Consider the following 20,970-nt stretch of genomic DNA (forward strand, 5'->3'; position numbering starts at 1 on the left):
GGGATGAAGGGGGACAAAGTTTTTTGTAACCAACTGATTTTTGGAGATCTAGGAAGTTGGCGCGTCCCCGTCGCGATTCGGGCGTGGAGTGCCGATGAGCGGGCGCGGCCGACCGGAGATCGGCTCTGACCGGCCTGTTTGCGACCGTGTCTAGATCGTCGCGGCTACCCCGAATTGATGAGCCTTTGGCGTTCCGATCCCGTCGCCTTCCGTTTGTTGCCTGGCTGGGATGGGAGTAGAATTTCCGATCCTTCGGCTCCGCCGGAGGGTTTTCTGAGGAGGCGAAAATGGGACGCAAATTTATCGACTGCCGGGAATTTCCGAGCGAGATGAAATGCACCGTAGCCATATCGGCAGACAATACGGACGAACTCGTCAATGCCGCCGTCCAGCACGCGGTTGCCGTCCATGGTCACACTGACACGCCGGAATTCCGCACGGAAATCCGCAAAGCAATTCACGACATGGAACCCTCGCGCAATGTTGCGTAACGGGGATCGCTGTTTTTGATGAAATGTTGGACCGAGGTCGAAACGCCGTTTCCTGCGAAAGGGGTGGCGTTCGATCTCGTATGGCGCTGGTTATCCCCGAACGAGGCTGACCTTTCGTCGCCTCTCGATTTTTTCGCTGTGCGGGAAACACGTGGCGACGAATGTCACCGCTTTACTATCGGACAATATAGCAAATGCCACCCATGTCCGCTTCCGGCCCTAAGCAGCAATTGCGCTCGTCACCCTTCTATGAACCACCGCAAGATATACCAGGGTGGCAAAGGCAAAGATTGATACGATCAGGGCCAACCAGAGGGTTCCTTGCGGACTGGTTAAGGTCATAATCGCCGTGAATGCAGGTGGTGCGGTCGCAAACGCGAAATTCAGCGGCACTGACATCCTGGCGGAAGACCGCGCATAGGCACCGGGAGGAAAGAGTTCTAGCGGAAGGGTGGCGCGGGCGACTGCGGTAATGCCACTTGCGATCCCATATAGGATAGCAAACACAACGGCGCCGCCAAAGCTGTTGGTGACAAGCAAGACGATAAAGCTCGCCGGAAAAAGAGCCGCGCCCGCAAGACCCATGGCTAGTCCCGACCAGCGGTGTCCGCCAGCTAGGTCAGTCATGCGGCCAGCCCATTGGGCGATGCCGATGAATGCCGCAGCCGCAAGCGCTGACGTGTGGTCTAGGCCCTTGGCTTCGAACAAGATGATGATGGTGAGGGCAAAACCCCATGTGAAAAAACCGTTGGCGGCGAAGCTGGCCGCGAGAAGGATGAATCTTCTGAGGTCTGCGGATGTGGAGCCGACTGACTTCCCTCCCTTAGTCTTGTTGCCCACATTTCTGGCCAATCCGTACCAATGATAGCCATCACCATGAGCATAGCTGTAGGTCCACTCATAACGATGGACAGCGGAAGCTGGAGATCGTCGGCCGTTGAAGGACCGGTCACGGCGATCATCCAGAAAGTCGCACCCCATCCTAAAAGTTGAGTAAGCGAAAGGATAGCAACTACTGAAGCGGTGCGAGAAAATGTGGTCATCTGAAAATGATATCAATCAGGTCGCGCAGTAGTGCGATACTAGATACAATCATAAGATGAGTCTATGACGTTTGCATGACCGCTAATGGCGCGAAGCGGCCGCGTCTCCTCTGGCCAACGCTGCCAACACCGCATCAATATCGGCGGTTGTATTCGCTTCACAATTCCGTTTGTTTTTCTCAATCCGCATCAACGGGCCTCGCGGTTAAGGGAGTGTTTATAAATTCGTGAAAGTTAATGGAAACTTGCCGGTGGTGCGGCCACGAGGGCCTGGTGGGATGGCCCGAACCGCCGTGCAGTTTGTAACCTGAGTAATTGCCTGCCTATCTCCCGATGCAGGTGCTGTACGGAGTAACATGACCATGAAAGCAAAGCCTTTCGCCCTGGCGATCGTCGCCGCAATTTCCACCGCCTCTTTCTCTTCAACGGCTGTGCTTGCGGCCGACCTGACCAGCTATTCCGAGCCGCCGACCTACAATGAGCCGGCCGCCGGCCCGAAAGCCGGCTGGGGTGGCGCCTATGTCGGTGCCGATCTCGGCATGGCATCCCGCAAGCTGAACCCCTTCGAGGGCGACAAGGGCCTCGTCGTCGGCGCTCACGCGGGCTACAACATGGACCTGGATTCCGGCGTGGTCGGTGCGGAAATCGAAGCTTCGCATCTCGGCAACGTGAAGAGCCGCGTTCCCGGCGGCAATATCAAGGAACAGGGCCGCGTGGCCGCCAAGGCGAAGGCCGGTGTCGGTTTCAACGATACGCTCGTCTATGGCACTGCAGGGGTTGCCCTCACCAGCTTCAAGGACAATGGCGGCACCTCCGGTCCGGATGGCTGGAAACCCGGTTGGGTCGTGGGCGCGGGCGTCGAGCAGAAACTCTCCGACAATCTTTCGGCTCGCGTCGAATACAACTACACCATGACCAACGATGTGCGCAGCACCACCGCCGGCGTCACCTCGCGCACAGATGTGCGCGACCAGGTGCTCAAGGCCGGCGTGAACTACCGCTTCTGATAAACGGCCCCTGGATCCGCCGGATCTGAAGAGGCGACGTTTTTTGGACCACCAATCGACAGCCCCGTATGCTCTGAAGCATACGGGGCTGTTGCTGTTCATGGCGACGGGACGTCCTCGGTTCGGGCCCGTCAAGGCAGGACGCGGCCATCTTCAGTGAAGGGAAACAGGTTCTTCCTTATCCGGATCTGTTGACAATATCCATATATCGATTAATCTCGATATATGGATCAAGAAAAGGCAATTCTCGCTCTTGCGGCACTGGCTCAGCCGACGCGGCTGCAGGCCTTCAATTTGCTCGTACAGCACGAACCCGAGGGACTTCCGGCAGGCGATGTCGCCAAGTTGCTCGCCGTTCCCCAGAACACGATGTCGTCGCATCTGAGTGTGCTGGCGCGGGCCGGATTGATCCGGGCAGAGCGACGGAGCCGACTGATCGTGTACCGGTCGGACATTGCCGTACTGCGGGACCTTACGCTCTATCTCATCAAGGATTGCTGCGGCGGCAGGGCCGAGCTCTGCGAGCCGCTTGTCGCCGAACTCACCCCATGCTGCTGCCCACCACAGAAGGTGTCACTATGACCAAGACCACATTTAACGTGCTGTTTCTCTGCACCGGGAACTCGGCCCGTTCCATTATTGCCGAAAGCGTTCTCAGAAAGGACGGCGCCGGCAAGTTCAACGCCTATTCCGCGGGCAGCTACCCGAAAGGCGAGGTCCATCCGCTGGCGATCGAGGCGCTGCGGGGCCATGGCTACCCTGTGGACGGCCTCCGGTCAAAGAGCTGGGAGGAGTTCGCCACGGAGGGTGCACCCGAACTCGACTTCGTTTTCACCGTCTGCGACAATGCCGCCGGCGAGGCCTGCCCGGTCTGGCCGGGGCAGCCGATGACGGCCCATTGGGGGCTGGAGGATCCGGCCGCCGTGGGCGGTACGGATGCGGAAAAGCGCGTCGCCTTCGGCCAGGCGCTGCGTTACATGAAGCTTCGGATCGCCGCGTTTGCCGCGCTTCCGGTGGAAAGCCTCGAGCGTTTGAGCCTCACCGCGAAACTTCGCGAGATAGGGCAAATGGAAGGTTCCTCCGCAAAGAGGCCAGACGTCGCATGAATGGACCGATCGATATCGTCATCTATCACAATCCCGACTGCGGCACGTCGCGGAACACCCTCGCGATGATCCGCAACGCCGGCATCGAGCCGCATGTCGTCGAGTACCTGAAGACCCCGCCATCGAGGGCATTGCTCGTGCAGTTGGTGGACCGCATGGGGATCAGCCTGCGGGAACTGCTCCGCGAGAAGGGCACGCCATATGCCGAACTCGGGCTTCAGGATGAGAGCCTGACCGATGCTCAGCTGCTGGATGAGATGATGGAGCATCCGATCCTGATCAACCGCCCGATCGTCGTGTCTCCGATGGGCGTCAGGCTTTGCCGCCCTTCCGAAGCAGTCCTCGACATTCTTCCCGTGCCCCAAAGGGGTGCCTTCGCAAAGGAGGACGGCGAGATCGTCGTCGATGCCGACGGCCGGCGGATCGCCTGAGACCGCTGCCGATCCGCCACGCTGCCGCTCCGGCACATCTTCGTTAAAGGAAATACTTCAATGCAGCCTGCCAAACCTGCAGTCCGTTTGTCATTTCTGGATCGCTACCTGACGGTGTGGATCTTCGCTGCCATGGCGCTGGGCCTGATCCTCGGCACGGTCTTCGACGGCTTGCCGGATATGCTCAACAGCATGTCGATCGGCACCACCAACATCCCGATCGCGATCGGCCTCATCCTGATGATGTATCCGCCGCTTGCGAAGGTCCGCTACGAGGAACTGCATAAGGTCTTTGCCGACAAGCGCGTGCTGCTGCTTTCGCTCGTCCAGAACTGGATCATCGGCCCGACGCTGATGTTTGCGCTCGCCGTAATCTTCCTGCGCGGCTATCCGGAATATATGACGGGCCTGATCCTGATCGGCCTTGCGCGCTGTATCGCGATGGTGCTCGTGTGGAACCAGCTCGCACGCGGCGACAACCAGTATGTGGCCGGGCTGGTGGCGTTCAATTCGATCTTCCAGATCCTCTTCTTCAGCGTCTATGCCTGGATCTTCCTGACGTTTCTGCCGCCGCTGTTCGGCCTCGAAGGCAGCGTCGTCGACGTATCGTTCTGGACGATTGCAGAAGCGGTTTTCATCTACCTCGGCATCCCGTTCCTCGCCGGCTATCTGTCGCGAACGATCCTGACAAGAACCAGGGGCAGGGACTGGTACGAAACGGTCTTCCTGCCGAAGATCAGCCCGATCACGCTGGCCGCACTGCTTTTTACCATCGTCGCGATGTTCAGTCTCAAGGGCGGTGACGTGGTCAGGCTGCCGTTCGACGTGGTGCTGATCGCGATCCCGCTCACCATCTACTTCCTCGTCATGTTCACCGTGAGTTTCGTGATGGCGAAGATGATCGACACCGACTATCCGCGCACGACGGCGGTGGCATTCACGGCCGCGGGAAACAATTTCGAGCTCGCCATCGCGGTGGCGATCGCCGCCTTTGGTCTTGCTTCGCCTGTTGCCTTCGCCGCCGTCATCGGCCCGCTTGTCGAAGTGCCCGTGCTCATCATCCTGGTGCAGTTCGCGCTCTGGATGGGGCGCCGCTACTACGGCGCCGAGATGGAGCGTGCGCCGGCCGAGTGATCGAGGTTCAGGGGATGTATCAGCCGCGTTCCTTGCCGATCAGCCGCGACCGCAGCGCGTTCGAAATCCCGTCGAAGATGAACACCACCAGAAGGATCAGCAGCACCATATAGGCGACGTTCTCCCAGTCGGAATTGGTGCGCATCGCTTCCCAGAGTTTGAGCCCGATGCCCCCCGCACCGACGGCGCCGATGATCGTGGCCGAGCGGGTATTCGATTCCCAGAAATAGAGCGCCTGCGAGAGGAATACCGGCATAACCTGCGGCACGGTGCCATAGCGTTGCACCGCGACTGGTGGTGCGCCGACGGAACGGACGCCCTCGCGCTGCTTTTCGTCGATATTTTCCAGCGCTTCCGAATAGAGCTTGCCAAGCGTGCCGGTGTCCGTGAGGAAGATGGCGGAAATGCCCGCCAGCGGACCGGGGCCGAAGGCACGGGTAAAAAAGAGCGCCCAGATCAGCATGTCGACGGAGCGAAGAAAGTCGAAGAGTCGCTTGGCGACCTGGTTTGCGGGGCGGTTTCGGAAGATGTTGCGCGCTGCGATGAACGACAGCGGGAAGGCGACCAGCATCGCGAACAGGGTTCCGATGAACGCCATCACGATGGTCTGCAGGAGTTTTTCCCACACGTCGAGATGCTGCCATTCGGAATTGTAGAGGATGTTGTTCCAGGCGAGCGAAAGGTTCGATCTGTCGGGCTGGATGCGCTCGCCCGAGACGATCAGCGTTGCGACCTCCGAGGCCGGTTTCCCGAAGAACGGCGAGTTCGTGTCGAAAAGGAAGTTCGCCCAGCCGAGGAAGCGCTTGCGGACGCGCACCCGCTCCGCACTGATTTCCGCCCAGCCCGACACGCCGAAATAGGCGAGGGCGCGGCCGCCCGGCAGCCTCTGTTCGACCCACGAGGGTAGTGCTCCATCCGCCCGGACCTCGCCGGATCTCCTGTCGAGGCGGAGGGCGACGCTCTCCGAGCCTCGGGTAAGCACCACCCGGTCGGGATGAACCTCGATCGTTCTAGCGCTGCCGATCTCTACGACCGCCTCGGTGAGGATCTCCTCGGTGCGGGTTTCCCGGATAGGACGTGCCTGGGCGGCCTGCTGCTCGGCCTGGGGCGCAGGCGCCATGAAGCTGGACGAGGGCTTGGCGGCCGCTCCGTTCGCTGAGTTGGGCGCGGGGATTTCGATCGTCCTCGTCACCGTCTCGCGCCGCGTTTGAAGCCAGTCCGGGTTGGGGTTCGGGCCGATCGGGTCGAAACGCGGATATTCGATCCTCATTGCGCCGTCGGCGTCGATCTCGATCTGCGGCCGGATTTCGTAGGAGACCCAGTCTGCGAGGTAGTTTCCGGCGATGCTCCAGTTCGCTTCGCCCAAAACCTTGCCGACGGCGAAATACCACCAGGCAAAGAGGAGATAGAGGGTGCACGCGAGGGCGATGGCCGGCACCCTGAAGCGCTGCCAGAAGCCTAGCCTCAGGAGATCAGGATGGCGCGCCGCGATGGCTTCCATTTCGGAGGTGTTGAGGATCGTCATGGTGCCTCCGGTCAGATTGCGTTGAATGCCTGATCGCCCGAAAGCTTCTGGCGAAGCCATGCGGAGAACTGGTCGACGGCCACGATGGTCAAAAGCAGAAGGAGGACGATCGCGAGCGTCTTGGCTTCGTGGCCCTGGCCGATCGACAGGCGCAGCAGTTCGCCGATGCCGCCGCCGCCGACGGCGCCGATAATCGTCGAGGCGCGCACGTTGATTTCGAGACGCAGCAGGAAATAGCTCATGAAGTTCGGCATGACCTGCGGAACGATCCCGAACCACATCCGTTCGAGCCAGGTGGCGCCGACCGCACGCAACCCTTCCTCAGCCTTCATGTCGGCATTTTCGATGACCTCGTAGAACATCTTGCCGAGCGCGCCGACGGTATGGATCGATACGGCGATGACGGCCGGGATCGGGCCGAGCGAAAGGATCGCCAGGAAGAAGCCGGCAATCACCACTTCCGGAAAGGCGCGCAGGATCTCCATGACGCGGCGCACCGGCCCCCGCACCCAGGAATTGGGCATGGTGTTCCGCGCCGCGAGGAATGCCAGCACGAAGCCGAACAGCAGGCCGATGCCGGTGGAGACGAGCGCGATATTCAGCGTCTCGACCATCTTGTGGAAGTATTCGGGGATATAGAAGGTCTCGCCGAGATAGGCCCGCCCTTCCGGATAGTTGTACTTGAAGCTGCCGTCGTTATAGGGGGACGGGAGGTCGAACAGCGCTCGCCAGATCTCCATCCCGTCCCGCGGAACGAGATCCTCGACGAAGTCGAAGAGATGGGGAAGCCGCTCGAAGAACTTGCCGGAATTCGTCTCGTTGGCGAACCAGAGCGACCCGGACACCACGCACAGCAGAAGGAGAGCGCCCAGGAGCGTGTAGAAACCCCGCTGGGCGGCCAGCTGCCGCGAGTGGAGCTCTATCATCCGGCCGCTCTCGCCGAGGATTGGCCTGGCGTTGGAAATGGACATCGCTTGCCCCCGGTTGCGACGGTCGAGAAAAAGGCCGCCGGAGACGTCTCCAGGCGGCCGTCCTGTTCGAGGCTGCGATCAGCCGCCGATGGTTGCCTTGCGGGCGTCGATGATCGGCTTGTAGAAATCGACATTGACCTCGGCGAAGCCCTTGAAGTCGCCGCCCTGGATGGCGGAGAAGCAGGCGGCGTCGGTCTTCGGCAGGTCCAGCATGAACTGCTTGAACTTCGTCTTCATGTCCGCGTTCATCGACGTGCGGACGACGACCGGGCCATTCGGGATGAGCGGCGACTTCCACAGCTCGACCAGGTCATCCATGTTGAGGATGCCCTTGTCGACCATCTTGCGCAGGTTGCCGGAGGTGTAGCCGTCCTTGAAATTGCCGACGCCCGAACCGAAGGTGGTGCCGGCATCGAAATTGCCCTTCAGCACTTCGAGCACGAGGTTTTCGTGACCGCCGCCGAAGCCGGTGGAGCCGAAATAGCCCTTGACCGGACCGCCGATCGCTTCCGGAAGCGTGACGAGCGGCACCAGGTAGCCGGAGGTCGAATCTGGATCGGCGAAGCCGAGCTTCTTGCCCTTCAGGTCGGAGATCTTCGTAATGCCGCTATCCTTGCGGGCGACCATGATCGAATGATAGCCCATTGAGCCATCTGTCTGGACGGTCGTGAGGATCGGTTCCACAGCGTCCGACTTTGCCAGGTAGACCTTCGCATAACCCGATGCGCCGAGTTCGGCGTAGTCGAGCGTGCCGCCGAGCAGACCCTGGATGACGCCGTCATAGTCGGAAGCCGGGAACAGCGACACCTTTTCCACGCCGAGTACGGCGGGAAGCTTCTCGGTCATGCACTGGTAGTTGCGCAGGCGGTCGGCTTCGTTTTCTCCGCCGAGGATGCCGATGCGAAACACCTTCAGGTCTTCCGCAGCCGCCGAGGTGGCAAGTGCTGCGAGTGCGACGGCAGCAAGCAAAGCTTTCTTCAACATGAGATCATCTCCTGTCTGTCCGGATTTCGGAACATGTGTTGAGGCTGGCCCTTTACGCGGGCGTACATACGATCTTGGTCCGGCTCACGCCGTTGCGGGTGTGAGAACCCTGGAAGCCGCAGACCGGGAGGATTCGTGCTCCAGGTCCGGGCTGCGGACGTCGATGCTGGTGGATGTCAGGGATTCGTCGATGCCTGCGCCTTCCTTGTCGGACCCGTAGATTTCCCGGACTGCCGTCGCCGTCAGTTCAGAAGGAGGTCCGTCGAAGACCACGCGCCCGCCCGCCATGCCGACGATGCGCTCGCAATAGGAGCGGGCGGTATCGAGCGTGTGCAGGTTGGTGACGACGGTGATGCCGTCGCGCTCGTTGATGTCGCGGAGCGCATCCATGACGATCTTGGCATTCAGGGGATCGAGCGAGGCAATGGGCTCGTCGGCGAGCACGATCCTTGGCTGCTGCATGAGCGCGCGGGCGATCGCCACGCGCTGCTGCTGGCCGCCGGACAGTGTGCCAGCCCTCTGCAGCGCCGTCTGCTCGATGCCGAGCCGCTCAAGAGCTGCAATCGCGGCGATCCGCTCCTCACGGGTGAAGACGTTGAGCAGGCTCATCGCCGTCGAGCGGTGATTGAGCCGTCCAAGCAGGACGTTGGTGAGTACGTCGAGGCGCGGCACGAGATTGAACTGCTGAAAGATCATGGCGCAGTCGCGCTGCCATCGGCGCAGCGCCGCGCCCTGCAGAGCCGAAACTTCCAGATCGCCAAAATGAATGGCGCCCGAGGACGGTGTCGTCAGCCGGTTGATCATTCGAAGAAGCGTCGATTTGCCCGCGCCCGACCGCCCGATGACGCCGACCATCTGCCCCTGCGGAATCTCCAGGTTTATCGAGTCCACGGCGGCGCGATTGCCGAAAGTCTTCGTCAGCTTTTCCAGACGCATGCCAAGCCCCCTGTTTTATGGGGGCCTCATTAGCGGCGGCGCATGAAGGCCCGATGTCGATTCCATGTAGCTTTTATGAAATTGCGGCCAAACCCCGGTATTCCCGCGAGGCCGGGCGGTAAGATTGAGGGTTTGAAAATCCGCGATAGTTCCCGCTGTCGGACCAAATACCCGCGGTTCGGGACCTCTGGCCGATATCGACTGGATCCAAAGTCGGATGCCGCATCCGACTGAAGTCTCTGGGGCGGAACATCGTGACCGCTCACCTGTTCAATCTTCAGCTTCGACAATCGCAACGGGTCAGAAGCATAGAGGAAAATCAAGGAGATAGAGATGAAGATCGTCAAACGTGCGGCCCTTGCAGCGGCCCTTCTTGCCGGCACTACGCTGACTGCCTATGCGCAGTCCAGCAGCACTGTCGGAACTGGTGGAACGAGTGCCGGAGGCGGCACTTCCAGCAGCACCGTCGGAACCGGCGGTTCGTCGGCCGGCACCAACTGTACCCCGGGTACCACCAACTGCGACGGCGGCTCGGCCTCGACGCTTGGGACCGGTGGTTCCTCGGCAGGCGGCGGCACCTCCAGCAGCTCGGTGGGCACGGGTGGATCGGCAGCCGGTTCCGGTAGCGGATCGGGATCTGCCTCGACGCTTGGCACCGGTGGCTCCTCGGCAGGTGGCGGCACCTCCAGCAGCTCGGTGGGCACCGGCGGCAGCGCCGCAGGCGGCGGCACGTCCGGCAGCTCCGTCGGCACGGCCAACAGTGCAGCAGGCGCGGCACAGGACGACGTCAGCAACAAGGAATGCCCTCCAGGCCAGACCAAGAAGAGCGACGGCAAGTGCTAAGGCAGACACATGGGCCGGTTGCCGACAGGCGGCCGGCCTTCCTTCAGGAGGACAGGGTATGACCTCGGCATCTTTAATGACCAAAAGCGCGTTCGCTCTGCCGCTGATCATGGCGCTCTGCATCGCATGCGAGGCCTTGTCGGCGGAGACGATCAAGCTTGAGGACGGCACCACCTGCACCGTGATCGAAAGCACCAGCTCGGCTGGAGGCGGCACCTCCTCCTCGGTGACGGCGGGCGGCGGCAGCGTGACCTCGTCGACGACGATCGATGGCAAGACGACCACGATGCATTCGGGCGGCGGTTCGGCTTCGTCGAGCGCCGGATCGTCCGTCTCGGGCACGGCAGGCGCCCAAGCGTTTTCGACCGCAAGCGTCACCCGTCCCGACGGTTCGGTGGTAACGCGCCGGTCCGACGGCACCTGCGACATCACCAAACCGAACAAATGAGGAGCAAGACCATGACGAAACTGGTTTCCTTGGCAGCGGCCCTTGCAATCGCCACGGCGATGGCCGGCACACAATCGCTTGCGCAGGACTGCAAGGCGGCCGGGACGGTCGGTTCGGCAGGCAGCGCATCTGCCGGCGGCACGTCGGCGAGCACGCTCGGAACGGCCGGCACCTGCGCAACCGACGACGGCACGACGTCATCCATCGGTTCGGGCGGCAGTGCTGCCACCGCCGACGGCAAGGCCCAGAGCCGCACGAAGATCAACGAGAACGACAATCAGCTCAAGGCACAGTCCAAGGCGCAGGCCATGGACCAGGGCACGTTCAGCAAATCGCAGACCAAGACGCGCGTGAGGGATGGCGAACTGGAAAGCACGACGCGGACCATGTCGCATGTGCCGGGACAGAAGCCGGTCAAGAGCAGGACGGACAGCAACGTGATCCTGCCGCCGCAGTGAGGCGGGGCCGGGGTGGCCGTCGCGGTCTCTTACACGAGTTACCGATACCAGGATCGTGATTTTGCGTCCTCTCCCGTGAGGGAGAGGACGGCGCCAAGAGTCCGCACCGGCTTCTCTTCCCTGCGGGAGAAGGCAATTTCGACATCTCGCTCAAGTCTTAAGCGAGAAATCGCAAGTGAGGGGATCAAGACTTATTTCGTGCAGGTACCAGCTTTGTCCTTGGACAGACACTCGTTGCACAACTCACCCTGCGCGGGTTTCGAGGGTTTCTCCTCATAGTCCGATGTCGGCCAGTTGCTGCAATTACGGCACCAATGCCATGTGTCCTTGCCCTTACGTTTCCGATACGCCATCTCCGTCCTCCGTTGGTTCGACCGGACCAAGCTAGGAAGATTCGCTGGCTTGTTCCACGAACCTTGTACATCCTGGAGTAGTGCCGTCTCTTACGGTCGCGTGTGGCTGTGGAGCGTTGAAGCCGATTGCCCGGCATGATGAAGTTCTGCGTATTACTCTCAACGCCTGCTCCCATTACCCAGAGAGCTGAAGCGCCATATGTGACTCACAACGAGCCTCGGCTTATTCCGGATCATTTAAGGAGAGGTTTCAAATTCATAGCGCCATTTGTTCCTTACAATTAATGGCGGGCCGAATTTGTAGTATATTTTGTTTACCACGCCATCTGCTACCCATGATGTGGAGGGATCAGGAACAGGAAATAGCGTTTTGGGTGGGATGTCGGGATACAGTGTGGCTGGATTGTCGGAAAATATATAGCGATCCGAATAAGCGTATATCTTGGAATTAATCTTTTTAATTGTTTTTTCGCTGAAAATACGTCGATGTTGGGTTTCGGATGTGCCCTTGCTGTGTAACAAAAGAGCAATTCGGGACGTTAAGGGGAGTATGAACTCGACATTTTGGTGTGAAGAAAACGAATACGGTCGGATCTCGTCGATATTGTTTGAAAATATATGAGATATTGAGGGATTGTCGGAACTTATAAAGCTGACTCCGGTTTCATTGTGCAAGAATTGAGGGCCGGAATTTATTCCATGAACTGCGTCGTTCGTTCGTATTAATTTTTCAAAAGATAGAATGGCGGTGTGAGGGTCAATTTGAACATCGATTATTCCAGCCCTCATAAGGTCACCAAACCTAATTTTTGAGGAAAATCCTGGCCTCTTTTTTAGGAAAACATCTCTAAAGACATCGGGAACAGGCTGATCAACCGCGTTTGATGCCTTAATCACAGACTCCCTTAGTAGAAATATCACAGACTTAATAGTGTTTGGAACTCTAACTCTCATTGAGAGGTAGAACTCGATAACACTGCTCCATTCCTCTCTGGTCAGATCTTCGCGAGCGGAGATCTTTTTAATTAAATCCGGCCATCTCGACTCTACATGCCGGGAAAAGAAGTTCTCAATCGCGTTGTCGAATCGCTTTTCCGCATGTACGGGCTGACGATAGAGGTAGCTTTGCTTTAAAACATTCTGCGGCTTTCCAGGGAAAACTCGGCCATCCCAAGTATCTTTTAGGTAGAGATAACCTTCTGAGTTGCAGAAAAACTTTGAGTAGCAACAGGGAATATAGTGTTGTTGCTTTTGTTCTGTGGTCACCTGCATCTCACGTTAAAAGAGCCGCCACGAGTTATTCGCGGCGGCGGCAGTCTCAACTAGCTGCTAAAAAAAGCGGAGTAGTAGATATGCAACGAGGTTCTATCCTGCTCAGCTGCACCCGCTCGTCGCGCCGCACGTGTCGCACTTCTCGCAGGTGCCGTTCCTCACCATCGTGAAGTTCTGGCACTCGGAGCACATGTTGCCGGTGTAGCCTTGGGCGATCGAGCGCATGCGGCGTTCGTTTTCGACCTTCTTGGCTTCCGTCTTGGCGGCCGCCGCATCGGCTTCGGCCTTGTCGGAGAACAGCGCGGTTGCGACCTGCTGGCTTTCGCTGACAACCTCTTCCAGCACTTCCTCGGCAATCTCTTCGGCCAGTTCCTTGGCGCGCTCCTCGTAGTCGCGCTTGAAGGCGACGATTTCGGAGGTGGAGATCGCCGTCGTCGGCTCCAGCTTGCGGGCGGCGGAGCCCGCAAAGGAGGTGACGGTGGCCGATGCCCGGGCGGGGGCGGCGGTCGCAGCTCCCTTGGGTTCGCCGGCGGCGCGGTCGGAGCCGGTGTTTGCCACCAGCGTCGGCTTGTAGCCGCGGGTCCAGCCGGTGGAGATCAGGTTGGTCTTGCCTTCCTGGATGCCCTTGCCGAGCGCGGTGTTGGAAAAGTCCGAGGTGTCCACATGGGCGAGATCGTGGCGGCCGAGATAGGAAACGGCGAGTTCGCGGAACACGTAGTCGAGGATCGAGGTTGCGTTCTTGATCGCGTCGTTTCCGGTGACGATGCCGGCCGGCTCGAACTTGGTGAAGGTGAAGGCCTCCACATATTCTTCCAGCGGCACGCCGTATTGCAGGCCGAGCGAGATGGCGATCGCGAAATTGTTCATCATCGCGCGGAAGGCGGCACCTTCCTTGTGCATGTCGATGAAGATTTCGCCGAGACGCCCGTCGCCGAATTCGCCGGTGCGCAGATAGACCTTGTGGCCGCCGACATTGGCCTTCTGGGTATAACCCTGGCGGCGGTTCGGCAGCTTTTCACGCTCGCGGGTGACGCGTTCGATGACCCGTTCCACGATCTTTTCGGTGATCGTCACGGCCTGGGCCGCAACCGGGCTCTGCATCAGCTCCTCAAGCGCGTCATCGGCATCGTCCTCATCGATCAGCGAGGCGTTGAGCGGCTGGGAAAGCTTGGAACCATCGCGGTAAAGCGCGTTTGCCTTGAGGCCGAGCTTCCAGGAGAGCATGTAGGCCGAGCCGCAATCTTCCACGGTCGCGTCGTTCGGCATGTTGATCGTCTTGGAGATCGCACCCGAGATGAACGGCTGGGCGGCCGCCATCATGCGGATGTGGCTTTCCACCGAGAGATAACGCTTGCCGATCTTGCCGCAGGGATTGGCGCAATCGAAGACGGCCAGATGCTCGGCCTTGAGGAAGGGCGCGCCTTCCAGCGTCATCGCACCGCAGACATGGATATTGGCGGCTTCGATGTCCTTCTTCGAGAAGCCGATATGCTCCAAGAGGTTGAAGCTCATGTCGGCGAGCTGTTCGTCGGTGACCTTCAGCGTGTTCTTCAGGAAGTCGGCGCCGAGCGTCCACTGGTTGAAGACGAACTTGATGTCGAAGGCGGCCTTCAGCGCGCCGTTGACGGCTTCGATCTTCTCGTCGGTGAAGCCCTTGGCGCGCAGCGAGCCGGGGTTGACGGCGGGAGCCTGGTTGAGGTTGCCGTGACCAACCGCATAGGCCTCGATCTCGGCGATCTGGCTTTCCGAATAACCAAGCGTGCGCAGCGCGTCCGGAACGGCGCGGTTGATGATCTTGAAGTAACCGCCGCCGGCGAGCTTCTTGAACTTGACGAGTGCGAAATCGGGTTCGATGCCGGTCGTGTCGCAATCCATGACGAGGCCGATCGTGCCGGTCGGCGCGATCACGGTCGTCTGGGCGTTGCGGTAGCCGTGCTTTTCGCCGAGTTCGAGCGCCTTGTCCCAGGCGGCCTTGGCATGGCGGCTAAGATCCTGGTCCGGATTTTCCGAATGGATGAGCGGAACCGGGTTGACGGCCAGCGCCTCGTAGCCGGTGGCTTCGCCGTAAGCGGCGCGGCGATGGTTGCGCATGACGCGCAGCATGCTCTCGCGGTTCGGCTCGAAATTCGGGAAGGGACCGAGCTCGGAAGCCATTTCGGCCGAGGTCGCATAAGCGATACCGGTCATGATCGCGGTCAGCGAGCCGGCGATCGCACGGCCTTCCGGCGAATCGTAGGGGATTCCTGACGACATCAGGAGGCCGCCGATATTGGCGTAGCCGAGGCCGAGCGTGCGGTATTCGTAGGAGAGTTCGGCGATCCGCTTCGACGGGAACTGTGCCATCATGACCGAGACTTCGAGCACGACGGTCCACAGGCGGACGGCATGTTCGTAGTCGGCGATGTTGATGTTCTTCGTCGCCTTGTCCTTGAACTGCAGGAGGTTGAGCGAGGCAAGGTTGCAGGCGGTATCGTCGAGGAACATGTATTCCGAGCACGGGTTCGAGCCGCGGATCGGGCCGCCCGCCGGCGAGGTGTGCCAGTCGTTCATCGTCGTGTTGAAGTGGATGCCGGGATCGGCCGACGCCCAGGCGGCGTAGGAGATCTGCTCCCAGAGGTCGCGGGCCTTCAAGGTCTTCATGACGCGGCCGTCCTTGCGGGCGGTCAGGTTCCAGTCGCCATCCGTTTCCACGGCGCGGAGGAAGTCATCCTTCAGCGAGACGGAGTTGTTGGAGTTCTGGCCGGAGACGGTGAGATAGGCTTCCGAATCCCAGTCCGTGTCATAGGTCTTGAATTCGAGGTCCTTGTAGCCCTGGCGGGCGAACTGGATGACGCGGCCGACGTAGTTTTCCGGAACCTGGTCCTTCTTGGCGGCCTTGATCTCGCGCTTCAGCGCCGGATTCTTGTTGGGGTCGAAGCAGTCGTCGCCACTGCCGCCGTCGCAGTTGACGCAGGCCTTCATGATTGCCTTCAGGTGGCGAGAAACGATCTTGGAGCCGGTAACCAAGGCGGCGACCTTCTGCTCTTCCTTGACCTTCCAGTTGATGTATTCCTCGATATCCGGATGGTCGATGTCGACGACGACCATCTTGGCGGCGCGGCGCGTCGTGCCGCCCGACTTGATCGCGCCCGCTGCCCGGTCGCCGATCTTCAGGAAGCTCATGAGGCCGGAGGACTTGCCGCCGCCGGAAAGCTTTTCGCCCTCACCGCGCAGCATGGAGAAGTTGGAACCGGTGCCGGAACCGTATTTGAACAGGCGCGCCTCGCGGACCCAGAGGTCCATGATGCCGCCCTCGTTGACGAGGTCGTCCTCGACCGACTGGATGAAGCAGGCATGCGGCTGCGGATGCTCATAGGCCGACTTCGACTTGGTCAGCTTGCCGGTGAACGGGTCCATGTAGAAATGCCCCTGGCCGGGGCCGTCGATGCCATAGGCCCAGTGCAGGCCTGTATTGAACCACTGCGGGGAGTTCGGTGCGACGCGCTGCGTGGCGAGCATGTAGGCAAGCTCGTCCATGAAGGCGGCCGCGTCTTCTTCGGATGTGAAATAGCCGCCCTTCCAGCCCCAGTAGGTCCAGGTGCCGGCAAGGCGGGAAAACACCTGACGCGCATCGGTTTCGGAACCGTACTGCTCTTCCTTAGGCAGCGCCTTCATCGCTTCTGTGTCGGCGACCGAGCGCCACAGGAAGGAGGGGACGTCGTTTTCCTCGACCTTTTTCAGGACCTTCGGAACGCCGGCCTTGCGAAAATACTTCTGCGCCAGAACGTCGGTCGCGACCTGGGAGAACTGCGCAGGCACATCAATGTCGGCAAGCCGGAAGACGACGGAGCCGTCGGGATTGCGGATCTCGCTGACCGCCTTGCGGAATTCGATCTCTCCATAGGCGCCCGTGGCGGGCTTGGTGAAACGACGTTCGATGCGCATGGTCCCTTACCTCATTTTTGATGCGCCCGGCCTCGTGCACGAGGCGCAAAAGTTCTCATCCGACGGCGCGGGTGTTCGCGCAGCCAGTCCGTTCGTCCCATTGTGACAGGAGTGTCATCCGGAGATGTTATTTCCTGTATCTTGTGGCGATCGTGGCTGCAAACACTAAATATAGTATTAACAGCTTATTATAGCCAGCCCCGGATGTCGCTTTTTTGGAGGGAAAAATCGCACAACCAGCCCTCGGGGCAGAGCCTCATCATGAGGCGCAGAACCCTGATTCTACAGTCGATTTTCGTGAGGAGCCGGCCTCGTTATGTCCGGTCCAGTCGCCGCCGCAACATCGAGCCTATTAAGTTTGAATTGAGCGATTCCGTCAAGGGGTGGTTTTTGACAGATTTTTAACCACAACATCTTGTGTATGCCGGCTGTGGAAAATGGGGAAAGATGGATAAGCCCGCAAATTCAGTGTCTTGGCGGAAGAGGCGTTGGCGCCGCAGCGAGGGCGGGCGACGAAATCCATCAACAGGGAGCCTATTTCAGGAAGTTTGGCAAAATATAGCTGCTGCCCGTTGCGAAACGTCGGCAAGCGTGACTGGCAACTGATTCTCTGCCGGCAGCAGATCGTCCGGAGCACCGGGTCGCAGTTTTAGCGGGAAGCAAGAACGCCGGTAAGGGCCGGCATCTCTCGGCCAACGTGGAGCGAAAGCCCCCGATATGAAGCGACCGGCGGAACCCCCAGGCTCTCCCCGCTGCGTCGTACGAGCGCAGCGGGGAGGGATCGCGGGGTGAATTAAAGAGAATCGATGTTGATCCCGATCGTGACGGCGCCTATCGGCGTTCCGCTTTCATCCGAGATTGTCAGGCTCGCCTGAGACTGAAGCGTCTGGGATGATTCGTCCTTTTCCACCTCATCGACGAACAGGGCTTCCTTGCCTGCGCCGAAGGATTTCTTGAACTTGGCTTCGTCGCCCTGCCAGTAATCGGAGGTCACGTCGCTCTGGCCGACATTGAGGCCGTTGGCATCCATCACGAAGATTTCCGTGATCGTGCCGTCCGACTTTTCCTTCTTTTCCAGCAGGAATTTAGACAGTGCGTTGTTGAGCACGCCATCGATCGTCGAATGATCGGAGCCGTCCACCTCCGCCCGCCATTTTTTGTCGAGCGCCAGGATATCGGCTTCGCCGAGCTTCGCATTGGCGGCATTCTGAGCCTTGATGGCGGAAATGACGACCGGGTCGCTGAGCCAGGGTTTTACCTTGCCCGTGACGTAGTCCGTAACCGGCGCGACATGCGCTTCCTCTGCCTGGGCGCTTAACGCGGGCATGGCCGCGATGGTGCTGCCGAGGAGAAGCGCGATGATGATCTTCTGCATGAGTATTCCCTTCCGTGGATTGTTGACGGTTGTTGGGGATGCTGCGGACGCGGCGCCTTTCACGACGCTCGTCTGGTTTGGCCGGCAGCGCCGGTATTTCCGCCCGCGAAGGACCGGAAATCGCTTACGGCCGGTTCCGCGACTGTGAACCTGCTCGCCGAATTCAACAGGAGGCGGCCCTGAGAGAGCAACTCCTGGCAGGCGGCATTCGTTTCTTCCACCATCGCCGCGTTCTGCTGCGTGGTCTGATCCATCTGGTTGATCGCGCCGTTGATCTCCTGCAGACCGGTGGCCTGTTCGCGGGAGGAGTGGACGATCGAGACGATGCTGTCGCTGATGCGGTTGATCTGGTCGCCGATCTTCAAAAGCGCATCCCCGGTGTCGTTCACGAGCCCGACGCCGGCGGCAACCTCCTGATTGGAGGCATTGACCAGCCCCTTGATTTCCTTGGCCGCCTGCGCCGACCTTTGCGCGAGTTCCCGCACTTCCTGCGCGACAACGGCAAAACCCTTGCCGGCCTCGCCGGCACGCGCCGCCTCGACGCCGGCGTTGAGCGCCAGGAGATTGGTCTGGAAGGCGATTTCGTCGATGACGCCGATGATGTGGCCGATCTGGCTGGATGACGTCTGGATCCGATCCATGGCGCCGATCGCGTTGCGGACGACCGTTGCGGAAGAATGGGCGCCTTTCTGGGCTTCCTCGACCAGTTGTCCAGCAGTCTCGGCTTTCTGGGAGGAGGCCCTGACTGTTGTTGTCACTTCGTCAAGGGCTGCGGCGGTCTGTTCCAGCGAGGCAGCCTGCTGCTCGGTGCGTTTCGCCAATTGATCGGCGGCGTTGGCAAGTTCGCTGGAGCGATCCTCGACGGCGTGCGATGCTTCCTTAATCTCGGTGAGCGCGGCAGCAACCGCCTCGACCATGTTGTTGAAGTCTCGTTGCAGCTTTTCAAAATCCGGCCCGAGGCCGTTGAGTTTGCACGAGAAATCGCCGCCTGCGAGTTTTTCGAGCGCCTGCCCGAGTTGAGCCATCACGGTTCGCTGCACACCGCTGGTCTCTTCGGCCATCCGGGCGTTGCGGGCGCGCTCCTCGTCAAGCGACTGGCGCTGTTCCGAAGCGAGGCGATCTTTCTCCACCTTGGTAATCGCTTCGTTCCGGAAAACTTCCAAGGCGCGTGCGAGGACGCCGATCTCGTCGCCATTGTGCTGATGATCGACCGGAGAATCGAGATCTCCTGCCTGCAGATCGCTGATGCGCGCGCTCAAGGTTCGGATAGGGCGGCCGACCAGGCGTCGCATCGCAAAAAGAAAAGCGAGAACCGCTACGGTGATGACGAGCAGCTGGATCAGCAATGATTTCAGAACTTCGTTCTGCGCGTCGGCTGTAATGTCGGCGATCGACCATGCCGTGAATAGATAGCCGCCGATCTTGCCGGATTTATCCGGCGGGAGGGGGGCGACAATGGTGATCAAGCCATCCGACGATCGGGTCGCATCGGCAATCGCGCTCTGCGCTTTCTGGCCGATGATCTGGGCGATCTCCGCAGGGGCGAGAGCGACGGTAAGACCGTCTTGTGTCCAGGTATCGACGGCCGCAAGCTCGGCGTTGAAGGCCGCGAACTGAACAAGTCCCAGTTCAGGCTTCTCGCGCTGCAGGGCATAGGCCTCTCGAACCGCCGCGGTCTTACCCCATTTCACCCCGCCCGAGACCAATGAGGCGAGCTGTTCGGTGTCGTTCAGCCACTGGGTCGTGGCCGTTTTGGTCAAAAGACGCGTTCCGGATATCCAGGTGTAGGTCGCCAACACGGAGATGCCACAGATGTTGACGGCAACGATCAGCGCCGCGAGCTTCGCAGTCAGCGGCATCTTCTTCAAAAAGTTACGCATTCCCGGCCTCGACGCAATCAGGAGCTGCCGGACGAGTCCGGCCCGCTGACATCACTGGGCATCGTATGCGGAGTGTTGGTGGGCAGGCGTCATACCCGCGTGGCCGTTGCAAAGCCAAGCATACGCGGGACAGTGTTCCTTCATTATGTGAAGAAATAATAAAGTAAGCGCCCCCTAGTAAAAATAGGGGGTGCAGTTTGTCCGGGACGACCTGCTGGCGAAGACAAGAGAGTGCCTTGCGGGAGCCGTATCGACAGCTAAGCGCGCGATCCCTTGGCGATCGGCTCCTGATAGGTGAAGCCCATGTCCCAGGGAAAATAGATCCAGGTGTCCTGGCTGACTTCCGTGACGAAAGTATCCACGGTCGGAACGCCCTTGGGTTTGGCGTATACGCAGGCGAAATGGGCCTTGGGCAACATGACGCGCACTTCCGACGCCGTCTTGCCGGTGTCGGTCAGGTCGTCGACCACCAGCACGCCCGATCCGCCGTCGGTGGCGAGCTCGGGAGTAATACCCTTGAGAAGGTTCATTTCCCCCTGGTTGACGTAGTCGTGGTAGGAGGCAATGCAGACCGTCTCGATGAGCCGGATATTGAGCTCGCGCGAAATGATCGCCGCGGGGACCAGGCCGCCACGCGTGATGCAGACGATGGCGCGGAAATCCTCGTTGAGGCCGGCGAGCCGCCAGGCAAGCGCACGGGCGTCGCGGTGGAACTGATCCCAGGAGACGGGGAATGCTTTTTCGGGAAGGGACATGTTTTCTGCCGTTAGCGAGAGCTGCGTTGGCTCT

The 20,970-nt window shown here is 60.1% G+C and carries 19 protein-coding genes; 9 read left to right on the forward strand and 10 right to left on the reverse strand.

Features of this window, described 5'->3' with window-relative positions; genetic code table 11:
• Nucleotides 1-287 precede the first annotated feature (287 nt).
• Nucleotides 288-491 carry a DUF1059 domain-containing protein gene (locus C5L12_RS23830; RefSeq protein WP_105374549.1) on the forward strand — a complete coding sequence of 68 codons (204 nt, stop codon included), beginning with the start codon at nucleotides 288-290 and terminating at the stop codon, nucleotides 489-491.
• Between the two features lie 219 nt (nucleotides 492-710).
• On the opposite strand, the gene C5L12_RS23835 is transcribed toward C5L12_RS23830, so the two are convergent.
• Complete coding sequence (locus C5L12_RS23835) at nucleotides 711-1,550, reverse strand: MFS transporter (RefSeq protein ID WP_245423008.1); 840 nt, start codon at nucleotides 1,548-1,550, stop codon at nucleotides 711-713.
• Nucleotides 1,551-1,890: 340 nt separating this feature from the next.
• On the opposite strand from C5L12_RS23835, the gene C5L12_RS23840 reads away from it, so the two are divergent.
• The 5 genes from C5L12_RS23840 to arsB all read left to right on the forward strand — a co-directional run bounded on the left by C5L12_RS23840 (nucleotide 1,891) and on the right by arsB (nucleotide 5,212).
• Nucleotides 1,891-2,541, forward strand: coding sequence for an outer membrane protein (locus C5L12_RS23840; RefSeq protein ID WP_342588640.1), 651 nt, complete (start codon nucleotides 1,891-1,893; stop codon nucleotides 2,539-2,541).
• 225 nt (nucleotides 2,542-2,766) lie between these two features.
• Entirely contained in the window at nucleotides 2,767-3,123 is a 357-nt protein-coding gene (locus C5L12_RS23845) for an ArsR/SmtB family transcription factor (protein ID WP_105374550.1), read from the forward strand.
• Nucleotides 3,120-3,647: an arsenate reductase ArsC gene (locus C5L12_RS23850; RefSeq protein ID WP_105374551.1), complete on the forward strand. Its 528-nt coding sequence runs from the start codon at nucleotides 3,120-3,122 to the stop codon at nucleotides 3,645-3,647. The genes C5L12_RS23845 and C5L12_RS23850 overlap by 4 nt, the downstream gene beginning before the upstream one ends.
• Nucleotides 3,644-4,078, forward strand: a complete 435-nt coding sequence (gene arsC, locus C5L12_RS23855; RefSeq protein WP_105374552.1) for an arsenate reductase (glutaredoxin) — start codon at nucleotides 3,644-3,646, stop codon at nucleotides 4,076-4,078. The genes C5L12_RS23850 and arsC overlap by 4 nt, the downstream gene beginning before the upstream one ends.
• A 60-nt stretch (nucleotides 4,079-4,138) precedes the next feature.
• Complete coding sequence (arsB, locus tag C5L12_RS23860; RefSeq protein WP_105374553.1) at nucleotides 4,139-5,212, forward strand: ACR3 family arsenite efflux transporter; 1,074 nt, start codon at nucleotides 4,139-4,141, stop codon at nucleotides 5,210-5,212.
• A gap of 19 nt (nucleotides 5,213-5,231) precedes the next feature.
• On the opposite strand, the gene phnE (C5L12_RS23865) is transcribed toward arsB, so the two are convergent.
• The 4 genes from phnE (C5L12_RS23865) to phnC form a co-directional block, all read right to left on the reverse strand.
• Nucleotides 5,232-6,737 carry a phosphonate ABC transporter, permease protein PhnE gene (gene phnE, locus C5L12_RS23865; protein ID WP_105374554.1) on the reverse strand — a complete coding sequence of 502 codons (1,506 nt, stop codon included), beginning with the start codon at nucleotides 6,735-6,737 and terminating at the stop codon, nucleotides 5,232-5,234.
• Nucleotides 6,738-6,748: 11 nt separating this feature from the next.
• Nucleotides 6,749-7,708, reverse strand: a complete 960-nt coding sequence (gene phnE / locus C5L12_RS23870) for a phosphonate ABC transporter, permease protein PhnE (protein WP_105374555.1) — start codon at nucleotides 7,706-7,708, stop codon at nucleotides 6,749-6,751.
• A 78-nt stretch (nucleotides 7,709-7,786) separates the two neighbouring features.
• Entirely contained in the window at nucleotides 7,787-8,692 is a 906-nt protein-coding gene (gene phnD, locus C5L12_RS23875; protein ID WP_105374556.1) for a phosphonate ABC transporter substrate-binding protein, read from the reverse strand.
• 84 nt (nucleotides 8,693-8,776) lie between these two features.
• Nucleotides 8,777-9,628 carry a phosphonate ABC transporter ATP-binding protein gene (gene phnC, locus C5L12_RS23880; RefSeq protein WP_105374557.1) on the reverse strand — a complete coding sequence of 284 codons (852 nt, stop codon included), beginning with the start codon at nucleotides 9,626-9,628 and terminating at the stop codon, nucleotides 8,777-8,779.
• A 333-nt stretch (nucleotides 9,629-9,961) separates the two neighbouring features.
• Between phnC and C5L12_RS23885 the strand changes: the two genes are divergently transcribed.
• The 3 genes from C5L12_RS23885 to C5L12_RS23895 all read left to right on the forward strand — a co-directional run bounded on the left by C5L12_RS23885 (nucleotide 9,962) and on the right by C5L12_RS23895 (nucleotide 11,377).
• Nucleotides 9,962-10,471, forward strand: coding sequence for a hypothetical protein (locus C5L12_RS23885; protein ID WP_105374558.1), 510 nt, complete (start codon nucleotides 9,962-9,964; stop codon nucleotides 10,469-10,471).
• 76 nt (nucleotides 10,472-10,547) lie between these two features.
• Nucleotides 10,548-10,919, forward strand: a complete 372-nt coding sequence (locus C5L12_RS23890) for a hypothetical protein (protein WP_105374559.1) — start codon at nucleotides 10,548-10,550, stop codon at nucleotides 10,917-10,919.
• Nucleotides 10,920-10,978: 59 nt separating this feature from the next.
• Complete coding sequence (locus tag C5L12_RS23895) at nucleotides 10,979-11,377, forward strand: hypothetical protein (RefSeq protein ID WP_245423012.1); 399 nt, start codon at nucleotides 10,979-10,981, stop codon at nucleotides 11,375-11,377.
• Between the two features lie 590 nt (nucleotides 11,378-11,967).
• Here the strand turns inward: C5L12_RS23895 and C5L12_RS23900 are convergent.
• The 5 genes from C5L12_RS23900 to gpt form a co-directional block, all read right to left on the reverse strand.
• Nucleotides 11,968-12,996, reverse strand: coding sequence for a DUF4238 domain-containing protein (locus C5L12_RS23900; protein ID WP_157949108.1), 1,029 nt, complete (start codon nucleotides 12,994-12,996; stop codon nucleotides 11,968-11,970).
• Nucleotides 12,997-13,104: 108 nt separating this feature from the next.
• A complete protein-coding gene (locus C5L12_RS23905) occupies nucleotides 13,105-16,926 on the reverse strand; it encodes a vitamin B12-dependent ribonucleotide reductase (protein WP_105374562.1) in 3,822 nt (1,273 codons plus the stop codon).
• Nucleotides 16,927-17,719: 793 nt separating this feature from the next.
• A complete protein-coding gene (locus tag C5L12_RS23910) occupies nucleotides 17,720-18,301 on the reverse strand; it encodes a hypothetical protein (protein WP_105374563.1) in 582 nt (193 codons plus the stop codon).
• A 59-nt stretch (nucleotides 18,302-18,360) separates the two neighbouring features.
• On the reverse strand, nucleotides 18,361-20,181 hold the full coding sequence (locus tag C5L12_RS23915; protein ID WP_105374564.1) for a methyl-accepting chemotaxis protein: 1,821 nt from the start codon (nucleotides 20,179-20,181) through the stop codon (nucleotides 18,361-18,363).
• Nucleotides 20,182-20,438: 257 nt separating this feature from the next.
• Complete coding sequence (gpt, locus tag C5L12_RS23920; RefSeq protein ID WP_105374565.1) at nucleotides 20,439-20,936, reverse strand: xanthine phosphoribosyltransferase; 498 nt, start codon at nucleotides 20,934-20,936, stop codon at nucleotides 20,439-20,441.
• Between the last annotated feature and the right edge of the window lie 34 nt (nucleotides 20,937-20,970).

This window comes from Neorhizobium huautlense, assembly GCF_002968575.1.
Taxonomy (GTDB): Bacteria; Pseudomonadota; Alphaproteobacteria; order Rhizobiales; family Rhizobiaceae; genus Neorhizobium; species Neorhizobium huautlense.

Bases quoted from the DNA above. Each gene is read 5' to 3' on its own strand.
- C5L12_RS23885 (WP_105374558.1), top strand. From the start codon at position 9,962: ATGAAGATCGTCAAACGTGCGGCCCTTGCAGCGGCCCTTCTTGCCGGC.
- C5L12_RS23905 (WP_105374562.1), bottom strand. From the start codon at position 16,926: ATGCGCATCGAACGTCGTTTCACCAAGCCCGCCACGGGCGCCTATGGA.
- C5L12_RS23910 (WP_105374563.1), bottom strand. From the start codon at position 18,301: ATGCAGAAGATCATCATCGCGCTTCTCCTCGGCAGCACCATCGCGGCC.
- gpt (WP_105374565.1), bottom strand. From the start codon at position 20,936: ATGTCCCTTCCCGAAAAAGCATTCCCCGTCTCCTGGGATCAGTTCCAC.
- arsB (WP_105374553.1), top strand. From the start codon at position 4,139: ATGCAGCCTGCCAAACCTGCAGTCCGTTTGTCATTTCTGGATCGCTAC.
- C5L12_RS23840 (WP_342588640.1), top strand. From the start codon at position 1,891: ATGACCATGAAAGCAAAGCCTTTCGCCCTGGCGATCGTCGCCGCAATT.
- C5L12_RS23915 (WP_105374564.1), bottom strand. From the start codon at position 20,181: ATGCGTAACTTTTTGAAGAAGATGCCGCTGACTGCGAAGCTCGCGGCG.
- C5L12_RS23895 (WP_245423012.1), top strand. From the start codon at position 10,979: ATGGCCGGCACACAATCGCTTGCGCAGGACTGCAAGGCGGCCGGGACG.
- phnC (WP_105374557.1), bottom strand. From the start codon at position 9,628: ATGCGTCTGGAAAAGCTGACGAAGACTTTCGGCAATCGCGCCGCCGTG.
- C5L12_RS23850 (WP_105374551.1), top strand. From the start codon at position 3,120: ATGACCAAGACCACATTTAACGTGCTGTTTCTCTGCACCGGGAACTCG.
- C5L12_RS23830 (WP_105374549.1), top strand. From the start codon at position 288: ATGGGACGCAAATTTATCGACTGCCGGGAATTTCCGAGCGAGATGAAA.
- phnE (WP_105374555.1), bottom strand. From the start codon at position 7,708: ATGTCCATTTCCAACGCCAGGCCAATCCTCGGCGAGAGCGGCCGGATG.
- arsC (WP_105374552.1), top strand. From the start codon at position 3,644: ATGAATGGACCGATCGATATCGTCATCTATCACAATCCCGACTGCGGC.
- C5L12_RS23890 (WP_105374559.1), top strand. From the start codon at position 10,548: ATGACCAAAAGCGCGTTCGCTCTGCCGCTGATCATGGCGCTCTGCATC.
- C5L12_RS23845 (WP_105374550.1), top strand. From the start codon at position 2,767: ATGGATCAAGAAAAGGCAATTCTCGCTCTTGCGGCACTGGCTCAGCCG.
- phnD (WP_105374556.1), bottom strand. From the start codon at position 8,692: ATGTTGAAGAAAGCTTTGCTTGCTGCCGTCGCACTCGCAGCACTTGCC.
- phnE (WP_105374554.1), bottom strand. From the start codon at position 6,737: ATGACGATCCTCAACACCTCCGAAATGGAAGCCATCGCGGCGCGCCAT.